Below are 14,616 nucleotides of genomic sequence, written 5' to 3'. Positions count from 1 at the left end.
GTGCCCCCCTCGGCATGATTTGCAGGACAGGGCGGCAACGCTGCCACTACGCCGCACGCTTGACAAGCGGCGGCGGTATAGCTTTGCCGCTGCGATAGCCCCGAAAATTTCGGGAAAGAACACTTTCAAGGATTGGACCGTTCATGGACCGTGCCGCAGTCGATACGAAAATCCGCTCCATCATGGAGCCGTTCAACAAGAAGGGCGTCGAGATAAACGACTCGACGACCTTTGCAGGCGATATGGAATTCGACAGCCTGACCGTAATGGATTTCGTCGCCGCGATCGAGGATGAGTTCGACATCATCATCTCCATGAACCAGCAGGCAGAAATCGAGTCGTACGGCCAGCTGGTCGATGCTGTAACCAAAATGGTGGCGGAGTAATTTCAACATGAGCGAGGGCGTGATGCAGGCTGACCAGCCGCAAGAGCTGGAGGGTGAGGGCCAGGACCTCTTCTCCAAATTCGACGACATCATTGCGATGCGCGCAAACCTGTTGGCGAGCGGCGTTCAGGATCCTTTCTCGCTGGTGATGGAAAAAGTGCTCTCGCCGACCCGGGCAATCTGCAACGGGCGCGACACGATTCTGCTCGGTACCTACAATTACATGGGCATGACTTTCGATCCCGATGTCATCGCGGCAGGCGAACAGGCACTGCGCGATTTCGGCACCGGCACCACCGGCAGCCGCGTCCTTAATGGCACCTATCAGGGCCATCGTGAATGCGAAGAGGCATTGCGCGAATTCTATGACATGGACCATGCCATGGTGTTCTCGACCGGCTACCTCGCCAATCTCGGGATCATCTCGACCATCGCTGGCAAGGGCGATTACATCATCCTCGATATCGATAGCCACGCCAGCATCTGGGATGGCTGCGCGATGGGCAACGCCGAGGTCGTGCCGTTCAAGCACAACGACGTGGAGGCGCTGGAAAAGCGCCTCAAGCGCGTTCCGGAAGGGGCGGGCAAGCTTGTCATTCTCGAAGGCGTCTACTCGATGCTGGGCGATGTCGCGCCGCTCAGGGAAATGGTCACTATCGCCAAGAAGCACGGCGCGATGGTATTGGTCGACGAGGCGCATTCGATGGGCTTTATCGGCGAAAATGGCCGCGGGGTCTGCGAAGAGGCCGGAGTAATCGACGATTGCGACTTCATTATCGGCACCTTCTCAAAGAGCGTTGGCACGGTGGGCGGCTTCTGCGTTTCGAACCATCCCAAGTTCGAGATCATGCGTCTGGTGTGCCGCCCTTACGTGTTCACAGCATCGCTTCCGCCAAGCGTGGTGGCGACCGCTGCGACCAGCATCCGCAAGCTGATGCATGGCTCGAACAAGCGAGCGCATTTGTGGGAAAATTCGAAAAACCTGCACAGCGGGCTTCAAAAACTTGGTTTTACCCTCGGCACCGATGAGCCGCAGAGCGCAATCATCGCCGTCATCATGCCCGACCTGGAAAAGGGCGCGGCGATGTGGGAGGCGCTTTTGCAGGAAGGGCTTTACGTCAACCTCGCGCGCCCGCCCGCCACTCCTGCCAACATGACGCTGCTTCGCTGTTCACTTTGCGCAGAACACAGCGCAGAAGAGGTCGAGACGATCCTCGGTATGTTCGAGCGCGCCGGCAAGGCCGTGGGCATCATTTAGGGAACTGCCGCCGTTCGCCAATCGTCTTTGGGAAGAAGGGAATTCTACCATGAAGATCACGAACTCAGGCAGCGCAACCTACCAGGGCCTCGGCAAAAGCGGCAAAGGCCATGTCTCGACTGGATCGGGAGCGCTTGCGGCGCAGCCCTATGGTTTCAACACGCGTTTCGAGGATGCGCCGGGAACCAACCCTGAAGAATTGATCGCTGCGGCCCATGCGAGCTGCTTCACGATGGCGCTCTCGTTCAAGCTTGCCGACGCTGGGCACAGCGATGGCTCGGTAGTCACGAGCGCGGAAGTCACGCTGGAAAAGGACGGTGACGGTTTCACTGTCACCAAGTCCGCGCTTTCCACCAAAGGCAAGGTGCCGGGCATGGACCAGGCGACATTCGAGAAGCTGGCGGCCGAGGCCAAGGCGGGCTGCCCGATCTCGAAATTGCTCAATGCGGAAATCACGCTGGAAACCCGGTTCGAGGGGTAACGAGCCAGCTACCGGGAAAAGCTACTGCGGGAACGATTCGCCAGCGCCACCAGTGACAGCATGACCGGTACCTCCACGAGCACCCCGACCACCGTGGCAAGCGCCGCGCCGCTCGACAGTCCGAACAGACCAATGGCAACCGCAACTGCCAGTTCGAAGAAGTTGGACGTTCCGATCAACGCGCAAGGCGCGGCGATGTTGTGCGGAACACGCCACGCCCATGCTGCCGCATAGGCAATCGCGAATATACCGTAGGACTGGATGATGATGGGGATGGCGATCAACACGATCAACACCGGCCGTGATACAATCGTTTCGGCCTGAAATGCGAACAGGAAGACCACGGTCGCCAGCAAACCGATGATGGAAAACGGCTTCAAGCGGGCCACGAAGTCGTCAACTGCCTGATCGTCACCTTCCGACCGGCCGATGAGATATTTGCGGGTCAGCCATCCTGCCAGCAGCGGGATCGCGACAAACAGGACTACCGATAGCAGCAGCGTATCCCATGGCACGACGATGTCGGTCACGCCCAGCAGCAGTGCCACAATCGGCGCGAAGGCCACGATCATGATCAGATCGTTCACCGAGACCTGCACCAGCGTATAGGCCGGATCGCCCTTGGTCAGTTGCGACCATACGAACACCATTGCCGTGCATGGTGCAGCGCCCAACAAAATGAGCCCGGCAATATACTGCTGCGCATCCTCGCCGGAAATGATCCCGGAATAGATGTAGTCGAAGAATGCCACGGCCAGCGCCGCCATGGTAAAGGGTTTCACTAGCCAGTTGATCACCAGCGTGATGATCAGGCCCTTGGGCTTGCGTCCAATTTCCGAAATGCTGGAGAAATCTACCGCCACCATCATGGGGTAGATCATCGCCCAGATCAGCACCGCGACCACGAGGTTGACCGAGGCGAACTGGAGCTGCGCCAATGTCGCCGAAAAGCCCGGCGCGGCTAGGCCAAGCGTGACTCCGGCACCGATTGCGAGGGCTACCCACAGCGACAGGTACCGCTCGAAAAGCGCCATCAACCGGCCCCTTCCGATTGTTGGCCGATCCGGCTCAGCGCATCGCGCCATTCGCGGTCGCCGAGCGAGTCTTCATCCAGTGCGAGCATTGCATCAACACGCTGCGCCAGGCGGCGATAGGCGGTTTCGAAGCCGCCAAGGTCGCCGTCGATGTGGCTGCCGTCAGCCGCGATGCCTGCCGGATCGGGGATGCCCCAATGCGCCTGCACAGGGTGGCCGGGCCATATGGGGCAACTCTCGCCCTCGGCATTGTCGCACACGGTAATCACCGCGTGCATCACGGGCGCACCGGGGACTGCGAACTTGTCCCAGTTCTTGGAAGATAGATGCGCGATGTCATGGCCCTTTGCCTCCAGCAACTGCAAAGCCAGCGGATTGGGCTCGCCGCGCGGTTTGCTGCCGGCCGAGAATGCGGTGAAGCGATCATTGCCGCGATCGCGCAGGATCGCTTCGGCCAATATCGAGCGCGCCGAATTGGCGGTACACAGGAACAGGATGTTGCGCATGGTTGGTCAGCCGGGGCAGCAAACATTGCTCGGGCGGGCGGAGGCAGGCAGGCCCTTGTCCTTGGGATGCGCGCCATAAACCGTTTCCTCGCCGCTGGTGTGGAATGTCTCCCACAGCACGCCGTCAGGATCGGCAATCCAGCTTTTTTCCGACTTGGCGTAGCAACAGGTCGTATGCCCTTCTTCGAGGACTTCGGATTCGGTGCGTTCAAGGCGCGAATAGACTTCGGCGAGTTCGTCAGACGAATCCGTCTCGATGCCGAGATGCTCGATCCCGCGGTCGGTATGCCCCTGCGTGATGGCGAAATTCAGTCGCGGGTCGTCGAGCAACCACTTTGCGTAGTCGGGCTTTTGCACCGCAGGCTGCGCTGCAAACAGTTCGCTGTAGAAGGCAATCGAGGCCTCGAGATCCTTGACCCCAACATGGACGTGCATCCGTTTCAATTGCATTGCTCCTTGCTCTGGCGTGCCGTTGGCGCGCATTCGGCGCCTTCGCAGCAATTCTCGGTCAGGAAGCCCAGTAAAGCCTCCATCGCGGCGTAGTCAGCGGAATAGATGAGCGAGCGCCCTTCGCGGCGTTGCGAGACGATGCCTGCCTGCTGCAATTGCGCGAGATGGAACGATAGCGACGAATTGGGCAGGTCGAGCATTCGGGCGATCGTCCCCGCAGCAAGCCCTTCACGCCCCTGTTGCACGAGCAGGCGAAACACCGCGAGCCGGTGGTCATGGGCGAGCGCAGAAAGCGCGGCGATTGCATCATCCGATTTCATTTCGACTATTATCGAAACATAAATCGGATTTGCAAGCGTTATTTCGATAATAGTCGAATTATTAGCGTTCGGAGCTCGCTGCCTGGGTGCAGGGATGGTCCGACGCGTCGCCTTCTCCGCCCCCGCCAAGCTGCGTGAGGGCGATGAACCCGCCTACCACAAGTACGACGAAGATCGTCGTCACGGTGCCCAGATATTCGTCGATGATCCGCTTGATCGGCGCGCCGAAGACCTGGAACAATACGCCAACCACCATGAAGATCAGCGCCCTGCCCGCGATCGCGGCAAGCAAGAAGGTCAGCAGGTTCATCTCGATGAAGCCGGCAGTGATGGTCATCAGCTTGAAGGGTATCGGAGTTCCTGCGGCCAGGAACACGGCTGCCGCGCCCTGTTCGCGGATATAGCAGGCGGCGACCGGGAAGCTTTCGGTCAGGCCAAGTGCGCCGATGAGCCACGCCCCCACGGCTTCGTAAAGGAAGTATCCGATCATATAGCCGAACAGGCCGCCCAGGACCGATGCGACCGTACACACCAGCGCGAAGCGGATCGCTTTCTTCGGTTCGGCCAGACACATGAGGCCGAGCAGCGGGTGCGGAGGGATGGGGAAGAAACTCGACTCGACGAAGGCGAAGAAGGCCAGCCACCACTCCGCCTTGGGGTGGGCAGCCTTGGCCATGGTCCAGTCATATAGACCGCGCAGCATACCCATCATCGCGTGATTATCCCGTTTTGCGCCAGTGTTGCGCGCCACTAGGCCAGCCCAACGCGCGGCGCAAGTCCTACAAACTAACCCATTTGGCACTTTTATATTGACATCGTGACACTGTTTGGTTAGAGAAACGGAACATCGCGATAAACCGAGTCGGCAGCACGATGGCAAAAAGGGCGGTCCCGCAGGGGAGCCGCCCTTTTTCGTGTCCGGCACCTATCGCGCCAGAAGGACGGGATCGCATGGCAAAGAGAGTGAAACCAAGGAAAGACCAGAAGCACCAGAACCTCGCCCAGAACTGGAAATTTGTTTTCTTGGAAGAGCTTGCCGAAACTTCCAACGTGACCAAGGCAGCGACGAAGTGCGGTGCGATGACTTCCTATGTCTACAAGCACCGGCGCGAGGACCCCGAGTTCCGCCGTAAATGGGGCGCGGCACTGCTTGAGGGGTACGAGCACCTCGAGATGGAAACGCTCGAGCGGCTGCGCTTCGGCACCTCGGCAGGAGACACCAAGTTCGACATTCCCAATGCGCTTCGCCTGCTCGCCGCGCACAAGGAGTCGGTGGCGCGCGAGAAGGCGCGCCGCGGCAAGCGTGACCGTGTAACGGTGCTCGCCAGCCTTAATGCCAAGCTGGACAAGATGCGCGAGAGGCGCGCTGCGGCCGAACGGCTTCTGGCCGAGGATGCGCCACGCAGGGAAATCGCGAATGACCGCGATTGAACGCGGAGCGGCCCTCGCCACGCTGAACACGGACAAGCGCCGCGCGTTTCTGGCAGAGCTGACAGATGAAGAGAACGACCTGCTCGAAAATTACTGGCCGCTTTGGGCTCGCGCGGAGCAGATGCCTCCGTCCGCACAATGGCGCCTGTGGCTGATCTGCGCGGGACGCGGCTTTGGCAAGACCCGCGCCGGAGCCGAATGGGTCAGGCATGTTGCCGAAGTGCATGACGAGGCGCGCATCGCGCTGGTCGCCCGTTCCATCGGTGAAGCACGCGCGGTCATGGTGGAAGGCGAAAGCGGCATCCTCGCGTGCTGCGGGGACAGTGACGACCGGCCGATTTTCGAGCCGTCGCTGCGCCGCCTGACATGGCCGGGCGGGGCGCAGGCAACGCTCTTTTCGGCGGGTGAACCAGAGAGCCTACGCGGACCACAACACAGCCATGCTTGTCGCCCAGGCGCAAAAAGAGTTTACGATCAACGAGGCTATGGCGCGTATCGACGGGCTGTTGCATCCTGCAGTCGAGGGAGAGGCCAATGCCCCCCCGCCGCGGCCGATGACGGTGATAGCTGGATCATTGGCCCGGAACCGACCGGCGAATGGTCTGGCCATGCAGGCGAGATCGCATTGCGGCAGGCAGGAAACTGGTTGTTTGCGGTGCCGACGCGAGGAATGCGGGTCTTCGATGCGAGTAGCGGCGCGGTCGCTCACTTCGATGGAGAATGGTTGCGCTCAGCTGCAATCTCGGCTCCTGTGGGAGGCGCGAACGAGGATGTTGAAGCGCGAAATGCGATTTCTCAGCTGATTGCAGCCTTGGTCAATTCAGGCGTGATACCAGGAAGCTGAGGGGACCTTTTCTCAAGCTGTTGTGTTACAGCGCATGACAGGAAAAGGAATGATACGATGCCAAGACTCACCATCATTGCCGCTGCCCCGATTGCATTGCTTGCTCTGACCGGTTGCCAGACAGTCTACGAGAGCGCAGCCACGCAAATCGCGTCTGCCACAATACTGAATCGTCAAGGCACGGAAGTGGGAACGGCGCGGATGTATTCGCTCCGCGGTGAAGTGACACTTAATGCGAGCTTTGCCGGACTCTCAGAGGGCACGCACGCAGTCCACCTGCATGGCGTGGGCAACTGCAGCGCGGGGGATTTCACTTCTGCAGGCGGACATCTCAATCCCGGCAACAACCAACATGGCACGCTCAATCCGCGTGGCGCGCACTTAGGTGACTTGCCAAATGTTTCCATATCAGCCGATGGATCCGGAACAATGAGCACGATCTTGCGTGGCACGGTCAGCGCGGTCACAAACAATCTATTCGACAGCGACGGTACGGCAATTGTCGTACATGAAGGCGCGGACGATTATCGCAGTGATCCGGCCGGAGCAGCGGGCGGCCGGGTAGCCTGCGGCGTCGTTACTCGCGGTTAGGCCTTACTCGTCAGGATCGGCTGCATAGCGCGTCGTGTCCGGAACGCGTGCGTCGGCAAAGCCCTTGCGTCGCAATCGGCAGCTATCGCACAGACCGCATGCCAGCCCTTCTGCCGTAGGATCGTAGCACGACCAGCTCCAGGCCGGATCAAGCGACAAGCGCGCGCATTCACTTGCAATGTCCGCCTTGGTCATATGCTGCAACGGGGCGTGGATTTCGAAGGCATCGCCTTCAATGCCCTGTTTGGTGCCGAGCCGCGCAGTCTCGGCAAAACTCGCAATGAATTCCGGTCGACAATCCGGATAGCCGGAGTAATCGAGCGCGTTCACCCCGATGAAAATATCGCTCGAACCCGAGCTTTCAGCAAATGCAGTCGTCAGCGCGAGAAACAGCAGGTTTCTTGCAGGCACGTATGTGACGGGGATGTCCTCGCCTACGCCGGTCTTCGGTACATCGATGTCCGCTGTCAGTGCACTTCCGCCGAACTCTCGTAAATCAAGAGGCAGGGTGACGTGTCGCTTCACGCCCAGCTTCTCTGCAATGCTGACAGCGGATTGCAATTCTCGGACATGCCGCTGACCATAATCAATGGTCAGCGCGTGCAGCGCAAACCCGCTTTCGCGCGCCATCGCTGCTGTGACCATTGAATCCAGTCCGCCCGAAAGAAGAATGGTGGCAATTTTTCCGGTTTTTGACATCCGGTCTCGCTAATCGTCAAGCACGTGGGCCACAAGCCCGAGTGTGTCTCTTAACAGCTGCCGGTCCGCCGGGCTTCGCCTTCCAACGAGAAGGGCGTGCCACCCTGGATACCCTGACTCCGAACCTGAACGAGAGCACTGCCTTCCTTGCGAATCGTCGTGCGACCATATCCGTTGCCGCGGCAAGTGTACTGCACGGTGACCTGCGTTGGACCATCCTCGACAACGAACTGCTCGCAACCGGGCTGACGATGACGGAGTTGAATAAACTCGCGCCCCGTCCTGACGCAAATGCGCGTATCGCGGTCGCTATTGCGCAGATTGAGTGTCCAGCCGCCGCGATCCAGCGAATTCAGCATGGCAAGACCTGGCGCCTGCGCGGAGGCCGGGAAGACAGCAAACAAGGCCGCAATGGCGCCCACTGCAACCTTCGCTGTAACAGCGTTGGGTATGTTCGGTAATTTGATCATGTGTCGATGCTCTATATCAGACAAAAGCTGAACGACCAATTGCACTTATTGAGCGACGAGTCGTTCTTGTGCTGGAAAGTTCAGTCCTGGATCGCAAACTTCTTTGAACAAAACGCGCAATCGACAACAATTATCCCGTCATCATTTACCATTTCACGACGGTCTTCCTTGGGGAAGCGGGCAAGCACGTCTTCAAAATGGTTGACCGTGCATCGGCAGCCCTTGGATATCTGCGCACCAGGCAGCACGCGGACTTCACTTTCCTCATGATAGAGGCGCCAGATCAAATCCTCCAACGGTAGGCTGTTGTCCGCCAACTCCTCGTGGCGGAGGCTCTCGGCCATGATCGAGACATGCTCCCACTCGGGGTGATCGAGCCGCGCGTGGAGGCGCTCTCGCCCCTCCTCACCTTCCGGCAGGTGTTGAACGAGGAACCCGGCGGCAAAGACCCCTTCGGGCCCAGATTTGACTGCGGTTCTGATCAAAGTGGGCACTTGCTCGCTTTGGGCAAAATAGCTTTCCACCGCGGCCGACAATGATTCACCTTCAAGTGGCACGATTCCCTGATATCGCTTGCCGGAACGCGCGATATCGAAGGTGATAGCAAGATGTCCCTTGCCGAACAGGGTTTCCAGCGATGCGCTGGCCCCGGCCTCGCTATCGCGCGCCCGGTCGTGCTCGAGATAGCCTCGCAACTCCCCGGCGCGATAATCGCACACCAGCAGATTGGCCAAGCCGCCTTCGCTTTGCGCCTGCATGGTGAGCTGGTCGCCATCATCCTTCAGCAACCCTCCCATCAGCACGGTGAGCACCAGTGCCTCTGCCAGACAATGTGTCAGCGCAGTGGGATAATCATGTGCGCCGAGGATATCCTGGAGCACAGGGCCCAGCCGCACCACCCGACCGCGACAATCGCGTTCGGGAATGGTGAAGCTGAGGAGTTGATCGGAGAAGGTCTGACTTGGTGTCTGGCTCATGCCCGCGAATATGGGGAGCATGCGCGCCATTGGAAGATGTGTCAGCCAAGCAGGCCAAAACACCAGAGCAAGACCGATTTTTGCGCATGAATGCGGTTCTCTGCTTCATCGAAGACGACCGACTGGGAGCCTTCGAAAACTTCCTCACTAACCTCGTCGCCGACATGAGCGGGCAGGCAGTGGAGGAAGATCGCATCTGATTTCGCGCGTGCCATCAACGCCGTATCAACACGGTATTGCTGCATCGCCGCGAGTTTTTCCGAGGTGTCGGCCTGTCCCATCGAAACCCACGTATCGGTCACAATGACATCCGCACCTGCTGCGGCTGCCCCGGCATCCTGCGTCAATGTTACCGTGCACCCGGCAGCGCGCGCCATTTCGATGAATTCCTCTTCTGGTTCGTACCCTGCAGGCGTTGCGACGCGCACGTTGAACTTCATCAGAGCGGCAGCTTCCAAGATCGAGTGCAACACGTTGTTGCCATCACCAAACCATGCCACCTCGAGCCCCGGCAGGGCCTTGCGGTGCTCGATCGCAGTCAGCAAGTCGGCGACGATCTGGCACGGGTGCGAACGGTCTGTCAGGCCGTTGATGACCGGAACTGTCGCGTGGCGCGCCATCTCTTCGATTTTGGCGTGATCGTCTGTCCGCACCATTATCGCATCGGCCATCCGGCTGAGGACACGAGCTGTGTCGGCGATGGATTCGCCGCGGCCCAGTTGCGACGTGCCGGCATCGAGAATGAGGGCGCTTCCGCCGAGTTGACGCATCGCCATGTCGAAGCTCACGCGGGTGCGCGTCGAGTTCTTTTCGAACACCATTGCCAGAACTCGGCCTGCGAGCGGCGCATCACTGTCAGCCTTGCCTTTCGGCCAGCTCTTGCGCGCGGTCTTGCGGTCGAGCGCGTCGGACAGCATCGCAGCAATCGTGTCGCCGCCCGCATCGGACAGGTCGAGGAAGTGCCTGGTCGTCATCAGTCGCTCTCGGCCGGCTTGTAGCTTGCCGCACCGGCGGAAAGCTTGTCGAAGAATTCGTCGATCTCGGCATCGCCGATAACCAGTGGCGGAAGCAGCCGCAGTGTCGAGTCGCCTGCAGCCACCGTCAGCAACTGATGATTGTCGCGCAAATGAACCATGAAGGGTCGCGGTTCGCTCTTCATCTTCAGACCAAGCATGAGTCCCATTCCACGGACCTCCTCGAATAGGTCGGGATAATTACCGATAAACTGCTCAAGCCGGCCACGCAGGCGCTCTCCCGTGGCGCGCACTTCGGCGAGGAATTCGTCATTCGCCACCGCATCCATAACGGCCATGCCAGCGGCCATGGCCAGCGGATTGCCGCCATAGGTGGAACCGTGCGTGCCGAAACCCATGCCGCGCGCCGCCTTTTCGGAGGCGAGACAGGCGCCGAGCGGGAAACCGCCACCGATACCCTTGGCGCTGGCCATGATATCCGGCTCGATCCCGTATTGTTCGTAGGCGTAGAGCGTACCTGTGCGAGCGACGCCGCATTGCACTTCGTCCAACGCCAGCATCAAGTCGCGCTCATCGGCAAGATCGCGCAGACCTTTCATGAATTCCTGCGTGGCAGGCCGGATGCCGCCCTCGCCTTGCACCGGCTCGACCAGAAAGCCTGCGGTATTCGGGCCGATCGCCGCCTTTGCGCCTTCGAGATCGTTGAAATCGACATAGCGGAATCCGGGCAGCAATGGGTTGAACCCCTTGTGCATCTTCTCCTGGTTCGAAGCACTGATCGTTGCCATCGTGCGCCCGTGAAATGCATTCTTGAAGGTTATGATCTCGAACTTGTCATCATTGCCCTCATGCTGGTGATAAGCGCGGATCGCCTTGATCGCGCACTCCACCGCTTCGGCGCCGGAATTGGTGAAGAATACGGTGTCCGCGAATGTCTTATCGACCAGTCGCTGGGCCAGTTCCTCGCCCTGCGGGCTGCCATACATGTTGGACACATGCATGAGCGTGGCCGCCTGCCGCTGGATGGCTCCGATCAGGCCTTCATGGCTGTGGCCGAGCAAATTGACTGCGATACCAGAGGCGAAATCCAGATAGCGCGTGCCGTCCTCGTCGATCAGGTGGCAATGATCGCCACGGACGGGCCGAACGCCGCACCGAGGGTAGACGGGCATAAGCGGGGTAATCGACATCGCGGAAGATCCTTAAAAAGCAAACAAAGAGAAAGGGCGGCCGGGCCCGTGGGACCGACCGCCTTATGACTTTCTCTCTATGATGGAGCAGGCGACCGGTCAAACTCGGGCCGCCGCCTGGTCACACGTGGCTCAACCTTGAACCGGGACCAGATTGACAGCCGAGTACTTGCCTCGTCGGTCAACTTCCAGGTCGAATTCAAAGCGATCACCTTCGTCGATGCCCTGCAGGCCCGAACGCTCTACAGCGCTGATGTGGACGAAAGCGTCTTCCTTGCCGTCATCGCGCGTGATGAAGCCGAAGCCCTTCATGGAATTGAAGAACTTGACCGTGCCGACCGCTTTTTCGCCAGTGAGTTCACGCTGGGGAGCACGCGGTGCTGCTTCGATCACATCGCCAACAACTTGCAGGTCTGCTGCAGAAACCTTCCCGCCGCGATCGACGAGGTTGAACTGCAATTCCTGCCCTTCGGCGAGACCTTCCAGCCCGGCGCGTTCGACCTGGCTGATATGCACAAACACATCTTCGCCGCCTTCATCGCGCTGGATGAAGCCGAAGCCCTTTTGTGCATTGAAGAATTTGACCTTGCCCTGTCCGGTGCCAACGACCTGGGCAGGCATGCCGCCACCGCCGCCGCCGCCGCCACGCGGTGCGCCGCCGCGATCGCCGCCGCCGAAACCACCACTGCGCTGGCCACCAAAGCCACCACCACGATTTCCGCCGCGATCATTGTTGAAGCGATCTCCGCCACCGCCGCCGCCGCCGAAGCGATCATTGCCGCCATCGCGCCAACCGCCGCTATCCATCGGCGGAGGAGCTGCGCCGTCCATAAACGGATCGAAACCGTCTTCACCGATATTATCGCGCTTGTCACGCCCCCGACCGCGACGTCCTTTGTCGTAACCCATGAACCTAAAAAACCTTCAATTCCGTCCTTCGAATTCAGCTGGCGGTGCAGACGAAATATCCGCCAACCCAGAAATGATGGACTTTCCCCGCCACTCCTGATGCAGGGTATAGCCGTAAAATCGGGGTGACGCGAATACTTTAAGATTGCAGGCCTGTGTCAATGGTGACTTCTGCCGCACATCTTGCATTGTTGTCACAGGGCTTGGCATGGGACTGCCGCCATACGATTTCGGTAAAGGAGATGATCGGTGAGTGATTTTCGCAAGTTGACGGACAAGGTGTGGGCGAGTCCTCAGATCAGCGAGGAAGACATCGCGGCAGCCCGGGCGCAGGGCTTCGTCATGGTCATCAACAATCGTCCCGATGGCGAAGAAACCGGACAACCGGCTGGTGATGCGATCGCTGCCGCGGTCAATGCGCAGGGCATGGACTATCGCGCCATACCGATCACGCATTCGGGATTTTCGCAGGCGCAAGTCGCAGCGATGACCGACGCGCTCGATTCAGCCGGAGATAACGGCAAGGTGCTTGCCTATTGTCGATCGGGCACGCGGTCCACATTCCTCTGGGCGCTTGCCCGCGCCAGTGCGGGGGACGATCCCAACACGATTACTGCCGCGGCACTTGGTGCCGGATACGACGTGAGCCCGGTTCGAGAAACGCTCGAGATGCTGGCGAGCGAGCGCGACTGAAATTGCCATGGACGCCCAACTACTGCAATTTTTCGGCTCGTTGGCCGCAATTACAGCTCTGGTAGTGGCTGCGCATTATCTGGGGTTTTCGAAAGGCGGACGGCTCGAAAGCGAAGCAGAGGCGCGGTCGCTGTTCCAACTCATGCCCGGAGGATTCGAGGCTGACGAGATCGCGCTCGATGCCAAAGGATGCGGCGCGATCGCCCGCGACCGCGAGCACCGCCTCGCCGTGCTTGTGCCGCATGGGAAACAGTTCATTGCAAGGCCGCTCGGACCGGATGCCAAGAGCAGCGTTGACGGCGGCACTCTCAAAATTGATGACCCGATACTCGGCGCGAAGCCAATCGCGCTCCGGCTCGGAGAAGCCGCGGCGAACTGGGCGAACAGCAGCAGCGCTGCTAAATAGGAGATTATGGACTTCAACCCCGTCACCTATGCGATCCCGGTCTTCGTTGTACTGGTCGTGGCAGAATTGCTTTGGGCACGGAAACGACGTGCCGACGCCTACGAGTCGCGCGATACGGCCACCTCGCTCGCAATCGGACTGGGCAGCACGGTGGCGGGTGCCCTGACCGGCGGAGCGGTTGCGGCCCTGCTGGTGTGGGGACACGGGCTTTCCCCGCTGTCGATAGGCTGGGTCTGGTGGGCCTGGCCGCTCTGCTTCGTGCTGGATGATCTCGCCTATTACGCGTTCCACCGTAGCGCCCACCGGGTCCGCTGGTTCTGGGCGAGCCACGTCAACCACCACTCCAGCCAGCACTACAATCTTTCGACCGCACTGCGGCAGAGCTGGACCGGCTTTTTCGCGCTGTCGTTCATCTTCCGCCTGCCACTGGCTCTTGCCGGATTTGAACCGGGGATGATTCTGATCTGCGGCGGGATCAATCTGATCTACCAGTTCTGGATCCATACCGAGGCCATCAAGCGAATGCCGCGCTGGTTCGAGGCGGTGATGAATACCCCGTCGCACCACCGCGTCCATCACGCCGTCAATGCTCGCTATCTCGATCGCAACTACGCTGGCACTTTCATCATCTGGGACAAGCTTTTCGGCACATTTGCGCCAGAGGACGACGCCGACCGCATTCGTTACGGGATCGTCCACCAGCTTGGCAGCTTCAACGTGCTGAAAGCGGTATTCCACGAATGGCTGGCAATCGGAAAGGACGTCTGGCGAGCGCCGTGGCGGCACAAGCTTTCCTACTTGTGGCGCGAACCCGGCTGGACCCACGATGGCAGCCGCGAAACCTCCGACATGATCCGCGCGCGCTGGGATCGCACTCGCCGCTCACCCGCAGATACGGACTAAGGCTAATAGGCCGCCATCAAACAAAAGGGGCCGGGAGATTGCTCTCCCGGCCCCGTTTTGTTGGTTTGCCGTGAAGGCTGGGCTTACATGCCCG

20 protein-coding genes are annotated in these 14,616 nt (G+C 59.9%); 9 read left to right on the top strand and 11 right to left on the bottom strand.

The genetic code is table 11. The annotated features are described in order from the left end of the window. Positions 1–143 precede the first annotated feature (143 nt). Genes AAC850_RS09845 through AAC850_RS09835 form a run of 3 tightly spaced genes read left to right on the top strand, consistent with a single transcriptional unit; the run spans position 144 to position 2,125 of the window. Positions 144–386 carry an acyl carrier protein gene (locus tag AAC850_RS09845; protein WP_340588577.1) on the top strand — a complete coding sequence of 81 codons (243 nt, stop codon included), beginning with the start codon at positions 144–146 and terminating at the stop codon, positions 384–386. A gap of 7 nt (positions 387–393) precedes the next feature. Then, positions 394–1,644 carry a serine palmitoyltransferase gene (gene spt, locus AAC850_RS09840; protein ID WP_340588576.1) on the top strand — a complete coding sequence of 417 codons (1,251 nt, stop codon included), beginning with the start codon at positions 394–396 and terminating at the stop codon, positions 1,642–1,644. Positions 1,645–1,693: 49 nt separating this feature from the next. Beyond that, complete coding sequence (locus AAC850_RS09835) at positions 1,694–2,125, top strand: OsmC family protein (RefSeq protein WP_340588575.1); 432 nt, start codon at positions 1,694–1,696, stop codon at positions 2,123–2,125. Positions 2,126–2,133: 8 nt separating this feature from the next. On the opposite strand, the gene arsB is transcribed toward AAC850_RS09835, so the two are convergent. The 5 genes from arsB to AAC850_RS09810 all read right to left on the bottom strand — a co-directional run bounded on the left by arsB (position 2,134) and on the right by AAC850_RS09810 (position 5,138). Further along, the gene (gene arsB, locus AAC850_RS09830; protein WP_340588574.1) at positions 2,134–3,159 is read right to left on the bottom strand and encodes an ACR3 family arsenite efflux transporter; all 1,026 of its coding nucleotides are present in this window, start codon (positions 3,157–3,159) and stop codon (positions 2,134–2,136) included. Next, positions 3,159–3,665 (bottom strand): arsenate reductase ArsC, encoded by a 507-nt coding sequence (locus tag AAC850_RS09825; protein ID WP_340588573.1) that lies wholly within the window; start codon positions 3,663–3,665, stop codon positions 3,159–3,161. The genes arsB and AAC850_RS09825 overlap by 1 nt, the downstream gene beginning before the upstream one ends. A gap of 6 nt (positions 3,666–3,671) precedes the next feature. Beyond that, a complete protein-coding gene (locus AAC850_RS09820; protein ID WP_479691105.1) occupies positions 3,672–4,100 on the bottom strand; it encodes an ArsI/CadI family heavy metal resistance metalloenzyme in 429 nt (142 codons plus the stop codon). Between the two features lie 5 nt (positions 4,101–4,105). Next, the gene (locus AAC850_RS09815) at positions 4,106–4,435 is read right to left on the bottom strand and encodes an ArsR/SmtB family transcription factor (protein WP_340588571.1); all 330 of its coding nucleotides are present in this window, start codon (positions 4,433–4,435) and stop codon (positions 4,106–4,108) included. Between the two features lie 61 nt (positions 4,436–4,496). Continuing rightward, positions 4,497–5,138 (bottom strand): YqaA family protein, encoded by a 642-nt coding sequence (locus tag AAC850_RS09810; RefSeq protein WP_340588948.1) that lies wholly within the window; start codon positions 5,136–5,138, stop codon positions 4,497–4,499. Positions 5,139–5,386: 248 nt separating this feature from the next. On the opposite strand from AAC850_RS09810, the gene AAC850_RS09805 reads away from it, so the two are divergent. The 3 genes from AAC850_RS09805 to AAC850_RS09790 are packed head-to-tail and all read left to right on the top strand — an operon-like array spanning position 5,387 to position 7,301. Continuing rightward, positions 5,387–5,866, top strand: a complete 480-nt coding sequence (locus AAC850_RS09805; protein WP_340588570.1) for a hypothetical protein — start codon at positions 5,387–5,389, stop codon at positions 5,864–5,866. Then, positions 5,853–6,710, top strand: coding sequence for a DUF2793 domain-containing protein (locus AAC850_RS13980; RefSeq protein ID WP_422723192.1), 858 nt, complete (start codon positions 5,853–5,855; stop codon positions 6,708–6,710). Before AAC850_RS09805 ends, AAC850_RS13980 begins: the two co-directional genes overlap by 14 nt. Before the next feature lie 57 nt (positions 6,711–6,767). Beyond that, positions 6,768–7,301 carry a superoxide dismutase family protein gene (locus AAC850_RS09790; protein ID WP_340588569.1) on the top strand — a complete coding sequence of 178 codons (534 nt, stop codon included), beginning with the start codon at positions 6,768–6,770 and terminating at the stop codon, positions 7,299–7,301. 3 nt (positions 7,302–7,304) lie between these two features. On the opposite strand, the gene queC is transcribed toward AAC850_RS09790, so the two are convergent. From queC to AAC850_RS09760, 6 genes are all read right to left on the bottom strand, one after another. Further along, positions 7,305–8,000 carry a 7-cyano-7-deazaguanine synthase QueC gene (gene queC, locus AAC850_RS09785; RefSeq protein WP_340588568.1) on the bottom strand — a complete coding sequence of 232 codons (696 nt, stop codon included), beginning with the start codon at positions 7,998–8,000 and terminating at the stop codon, positions 7,305–7,307. Positions 8,001–8,050: 50 nt separating this feature from the next. Beyond that, a complete protein-coding gene (locus AAC850_RS09780; RefSeq protein WP_340588567.1) occupies positions 8,051–8,509 on the bottom strand; it encodes a DUF3617 domain-containing protein in 459 nt (152 codons plus the stop codon). Positions 8,510–8,550: 41 nt separating this feature from the next. Beyond that, positions 8,551–9,447 carry an Hsp33 family molecular chaperone HslO gene (gene hslO / locus AAC850_RS09775; RefSeq protein WP_340588566.1) on the bottom strand — a complete coding sequence of 299 codons (897 nt, stop codon included), beginning with the start codon at positions 9,445–9,447 and terminating at the stop codon, positions 8,551–8,553. A 41-nt stretch (positions 9,448–9,488) separates the two neighbouring features. Beyond that, complete coding sequence (gene argF, locus AAC850_RS09770) at positions 9,489–10,421, bottom strand: ornithine carbamoyltransferase (protein WP_340588565.1); 933 nt, start codon at positions 10,419–10,421, stop codon at positions 9,489–9,491. Continuing rightward, positions 10,421–11,611, bottom strand: a complete 1,191-nt coding sequence (locus AAC850_RS09765; RefSeq protein ID WP_340588564.1) for an aspartate aminotransferase family protein — start codon at positions 11,609–11,611, stop codon at positions 10,421–10,423. Before AAC850_RS09765 ends, argF begins: the two co-directional genes overlap by 1 nt. A 132-nt stretch (positions 11,612–11,743) precedes the next feature. After that, positions 11,744–12,520, bottom strand: a complete 777-nt coding sequence (locus AAC850_RS09760; protein WP_340588563.1) for a cold-shock protein — start codon at positions 12,518–12,520, stop codon at positions 11,744–11,746. A 249-nt stretch (positions 12,521–12,769) separates the two neighbouring features. On the opposite strand from AAC850_RS09760, the gene AAC850_RS09755 reads away from it, so the two are divergent. From AAC850_RS09755 to AAC850_RS09745, 3 genes are read left to right on the top strand one after another with little or no spacing between them, the layout of a single operon-like run. Beyond that, positions 12,770–13,213 carry a protein tyrosine phosphatase family protein gene (locus tag AAC850_RS09755; protein WP_340588562.1) on the top strand — a complete coding sequence of 148 codons (444 nt, stop codon included), beginning with the start codon at positions 12,770–12,772 and terminating at the stop codon, positions 13,211–13,213. 7 nt (positions 13,214–13,220) lie between these two features. Then, positions 13,221–13,619 carry a hypothetical protein gene (locus AAC850_RS09750; protein ID WP_340588561.1) on the top strand — a complete coding sequence of 133 codons (399 nt, stop codon included), beginning with the start codon at positions 13,221–13,223 and terminating at the stop codon, positions 13,617–13,619. A 3-nt stretch (positions 13,620–13,622) separates the two neighbouring features. After that, entirely contained in the window at positions 13,623–14,522 is a 900-nt protein-coding gene (locus tag AAC850_RS09745; protein WP_340588946.1) for a sterol desaturase family protein, read from the top strand. Positions 14,523–14,616: the final 94 nt, after the last annotated feature.

This window comes from Erythrobacter alti (assembly GCF_037996805.1).
In the GTDB taxonomy this organism is placed as follows: Bacteria; Pseudomonadota; Alphaproteobacteria; order Sphingomonadales; family Sphingomonadaceae; genus Alteraurantiacibacter; species Alteraurantiacibacter alti.
The sequence above is the reverse complement of the archived record's forward strand: the minus strand, read 5'-3'. Positions and strand labels throughout refer to the sequence as shown.

Excerpts from the sequence above, each read along its gene's own strand:
- spt (WP_340588576.1), top strand. The coding sequence starts at position 394 with ATGAGCGAGGGCGTGATGCAGGCTGACCAGCCGCAAGAGCTGGAGGGT.
- queC (WP_340588568.1), bottom strand. The coding sequence starts at position 8,000 with ATGTCAAAAACCGGAAAAATTGCCACCATTCTTCTTTCGGGCGGACTG.
- AAC850_RS09790 (WP_340588569.1), top strand. The coding sequence starts at position 6,768 with ATGCCAAGACTCACCATCATTGCCGCTGCCCCGATTGCATTGCTTGCT.
- AAC850_RS09765 (WP_340588564.1), bottom strand. The coding sequence starts at position 11,611 with ATGTCGATTACCCCGCTTATGCCCGTCTACCCTCGGTGCGGCGTTCGG.
- AAC850_RS09805 (WP_340588570.1), top strand. The coding sequence starts at position 5,387 with ATGGCAAAGAGAGTGAAACCAAGGAAAGACCAGAAGCACCAGAACCTC.
- AAC850_RS09760 (WP_340588563.1), bottom strand. The coding sequence starts at position 12,520 with ATGGGTTACGACAAAGGACGTCGCGGTCGGGGGCGTGACAAGCGCGAT.
- AAC850_RS09750 (WP_340588561.1), top strand. The coding sequence starts at position 13,221 with ATGGACGCCCAACTACTGCAATTTTTCGGCTCGTTGGCCGCAATTACA.
- arsB (WP_340588574.1), bottom strand. The coding sequence starts at position 3,159 with ATGGCGCTTTTCGAGCGGTACCTGTCGCTGTGGGTAGCCCTCGCAATC.
- AAC850_RS09825 (WP_340588573.1), bottom strand. The coding sequence starts at position 3,665 with ATGCGCAACATCCTGTTCCTGTGTACCGCCAATTCGGCGCGCTCGATA.
- AAC850_RS09845 (WP_340588577.1), top strand. The coding sequence starts at position 144 with ATGGACCGTGCCGCAGTCGATACGAAAATCCGCTCCATCATGGAGCCG.
- AAC850_RS13980 (WP_422723192.1), top strand. The coding sequence starts at position 5,853 with ATGACCGCGATTGAACGCGGAGCGGCCCTCGCCACGCTGAACACGGAC.
- AAC850_RS09835 (WP_340588575.1), top strand. The coding sequence starts at position 1,694 with ATGAAGATCACGAACTCAGGCAGCGCAACCTACCAGGGCCTCGGCAAA.
- hslO (WP_340588566.1), bottom strand. The coding sequence starts at position 9,447 with ATGAGCCAGACACCAAGTCAGACCTTCTCCGATCAACTCCTCAGCTTC.
- AAC850_RS09820 (WP_479691105.1), bottom strand. The coding sequence starts at position 4,100 with ATGCACGTCCATGTTGGGGTCAAGGATCTCGAGGCCTCGATTGCCTTC.
- AAC850_RS09815 (WP_340588571.1), bottom strand. The coding sequence starts at position 4,435 with ATGAAATCGGATGATGCAATCGCCGCGCTTTCTGCGCTCGCCCATGAC.
- argF (WP_340588565.1), bottom strand. The coding sequence starts at position 10,421 with ATGACGACCAGGCACTTCCTCGACCTGTCCGATGCGGGCGGCGACACG.
- AAC850_RS09810 (WP_340588948.1), bottom strand. The coding sequence starts at position 5,138 with ATGCTGCGCGGTCTATATGACTGGACCATGGCCAAGGCTGCCCACCCC.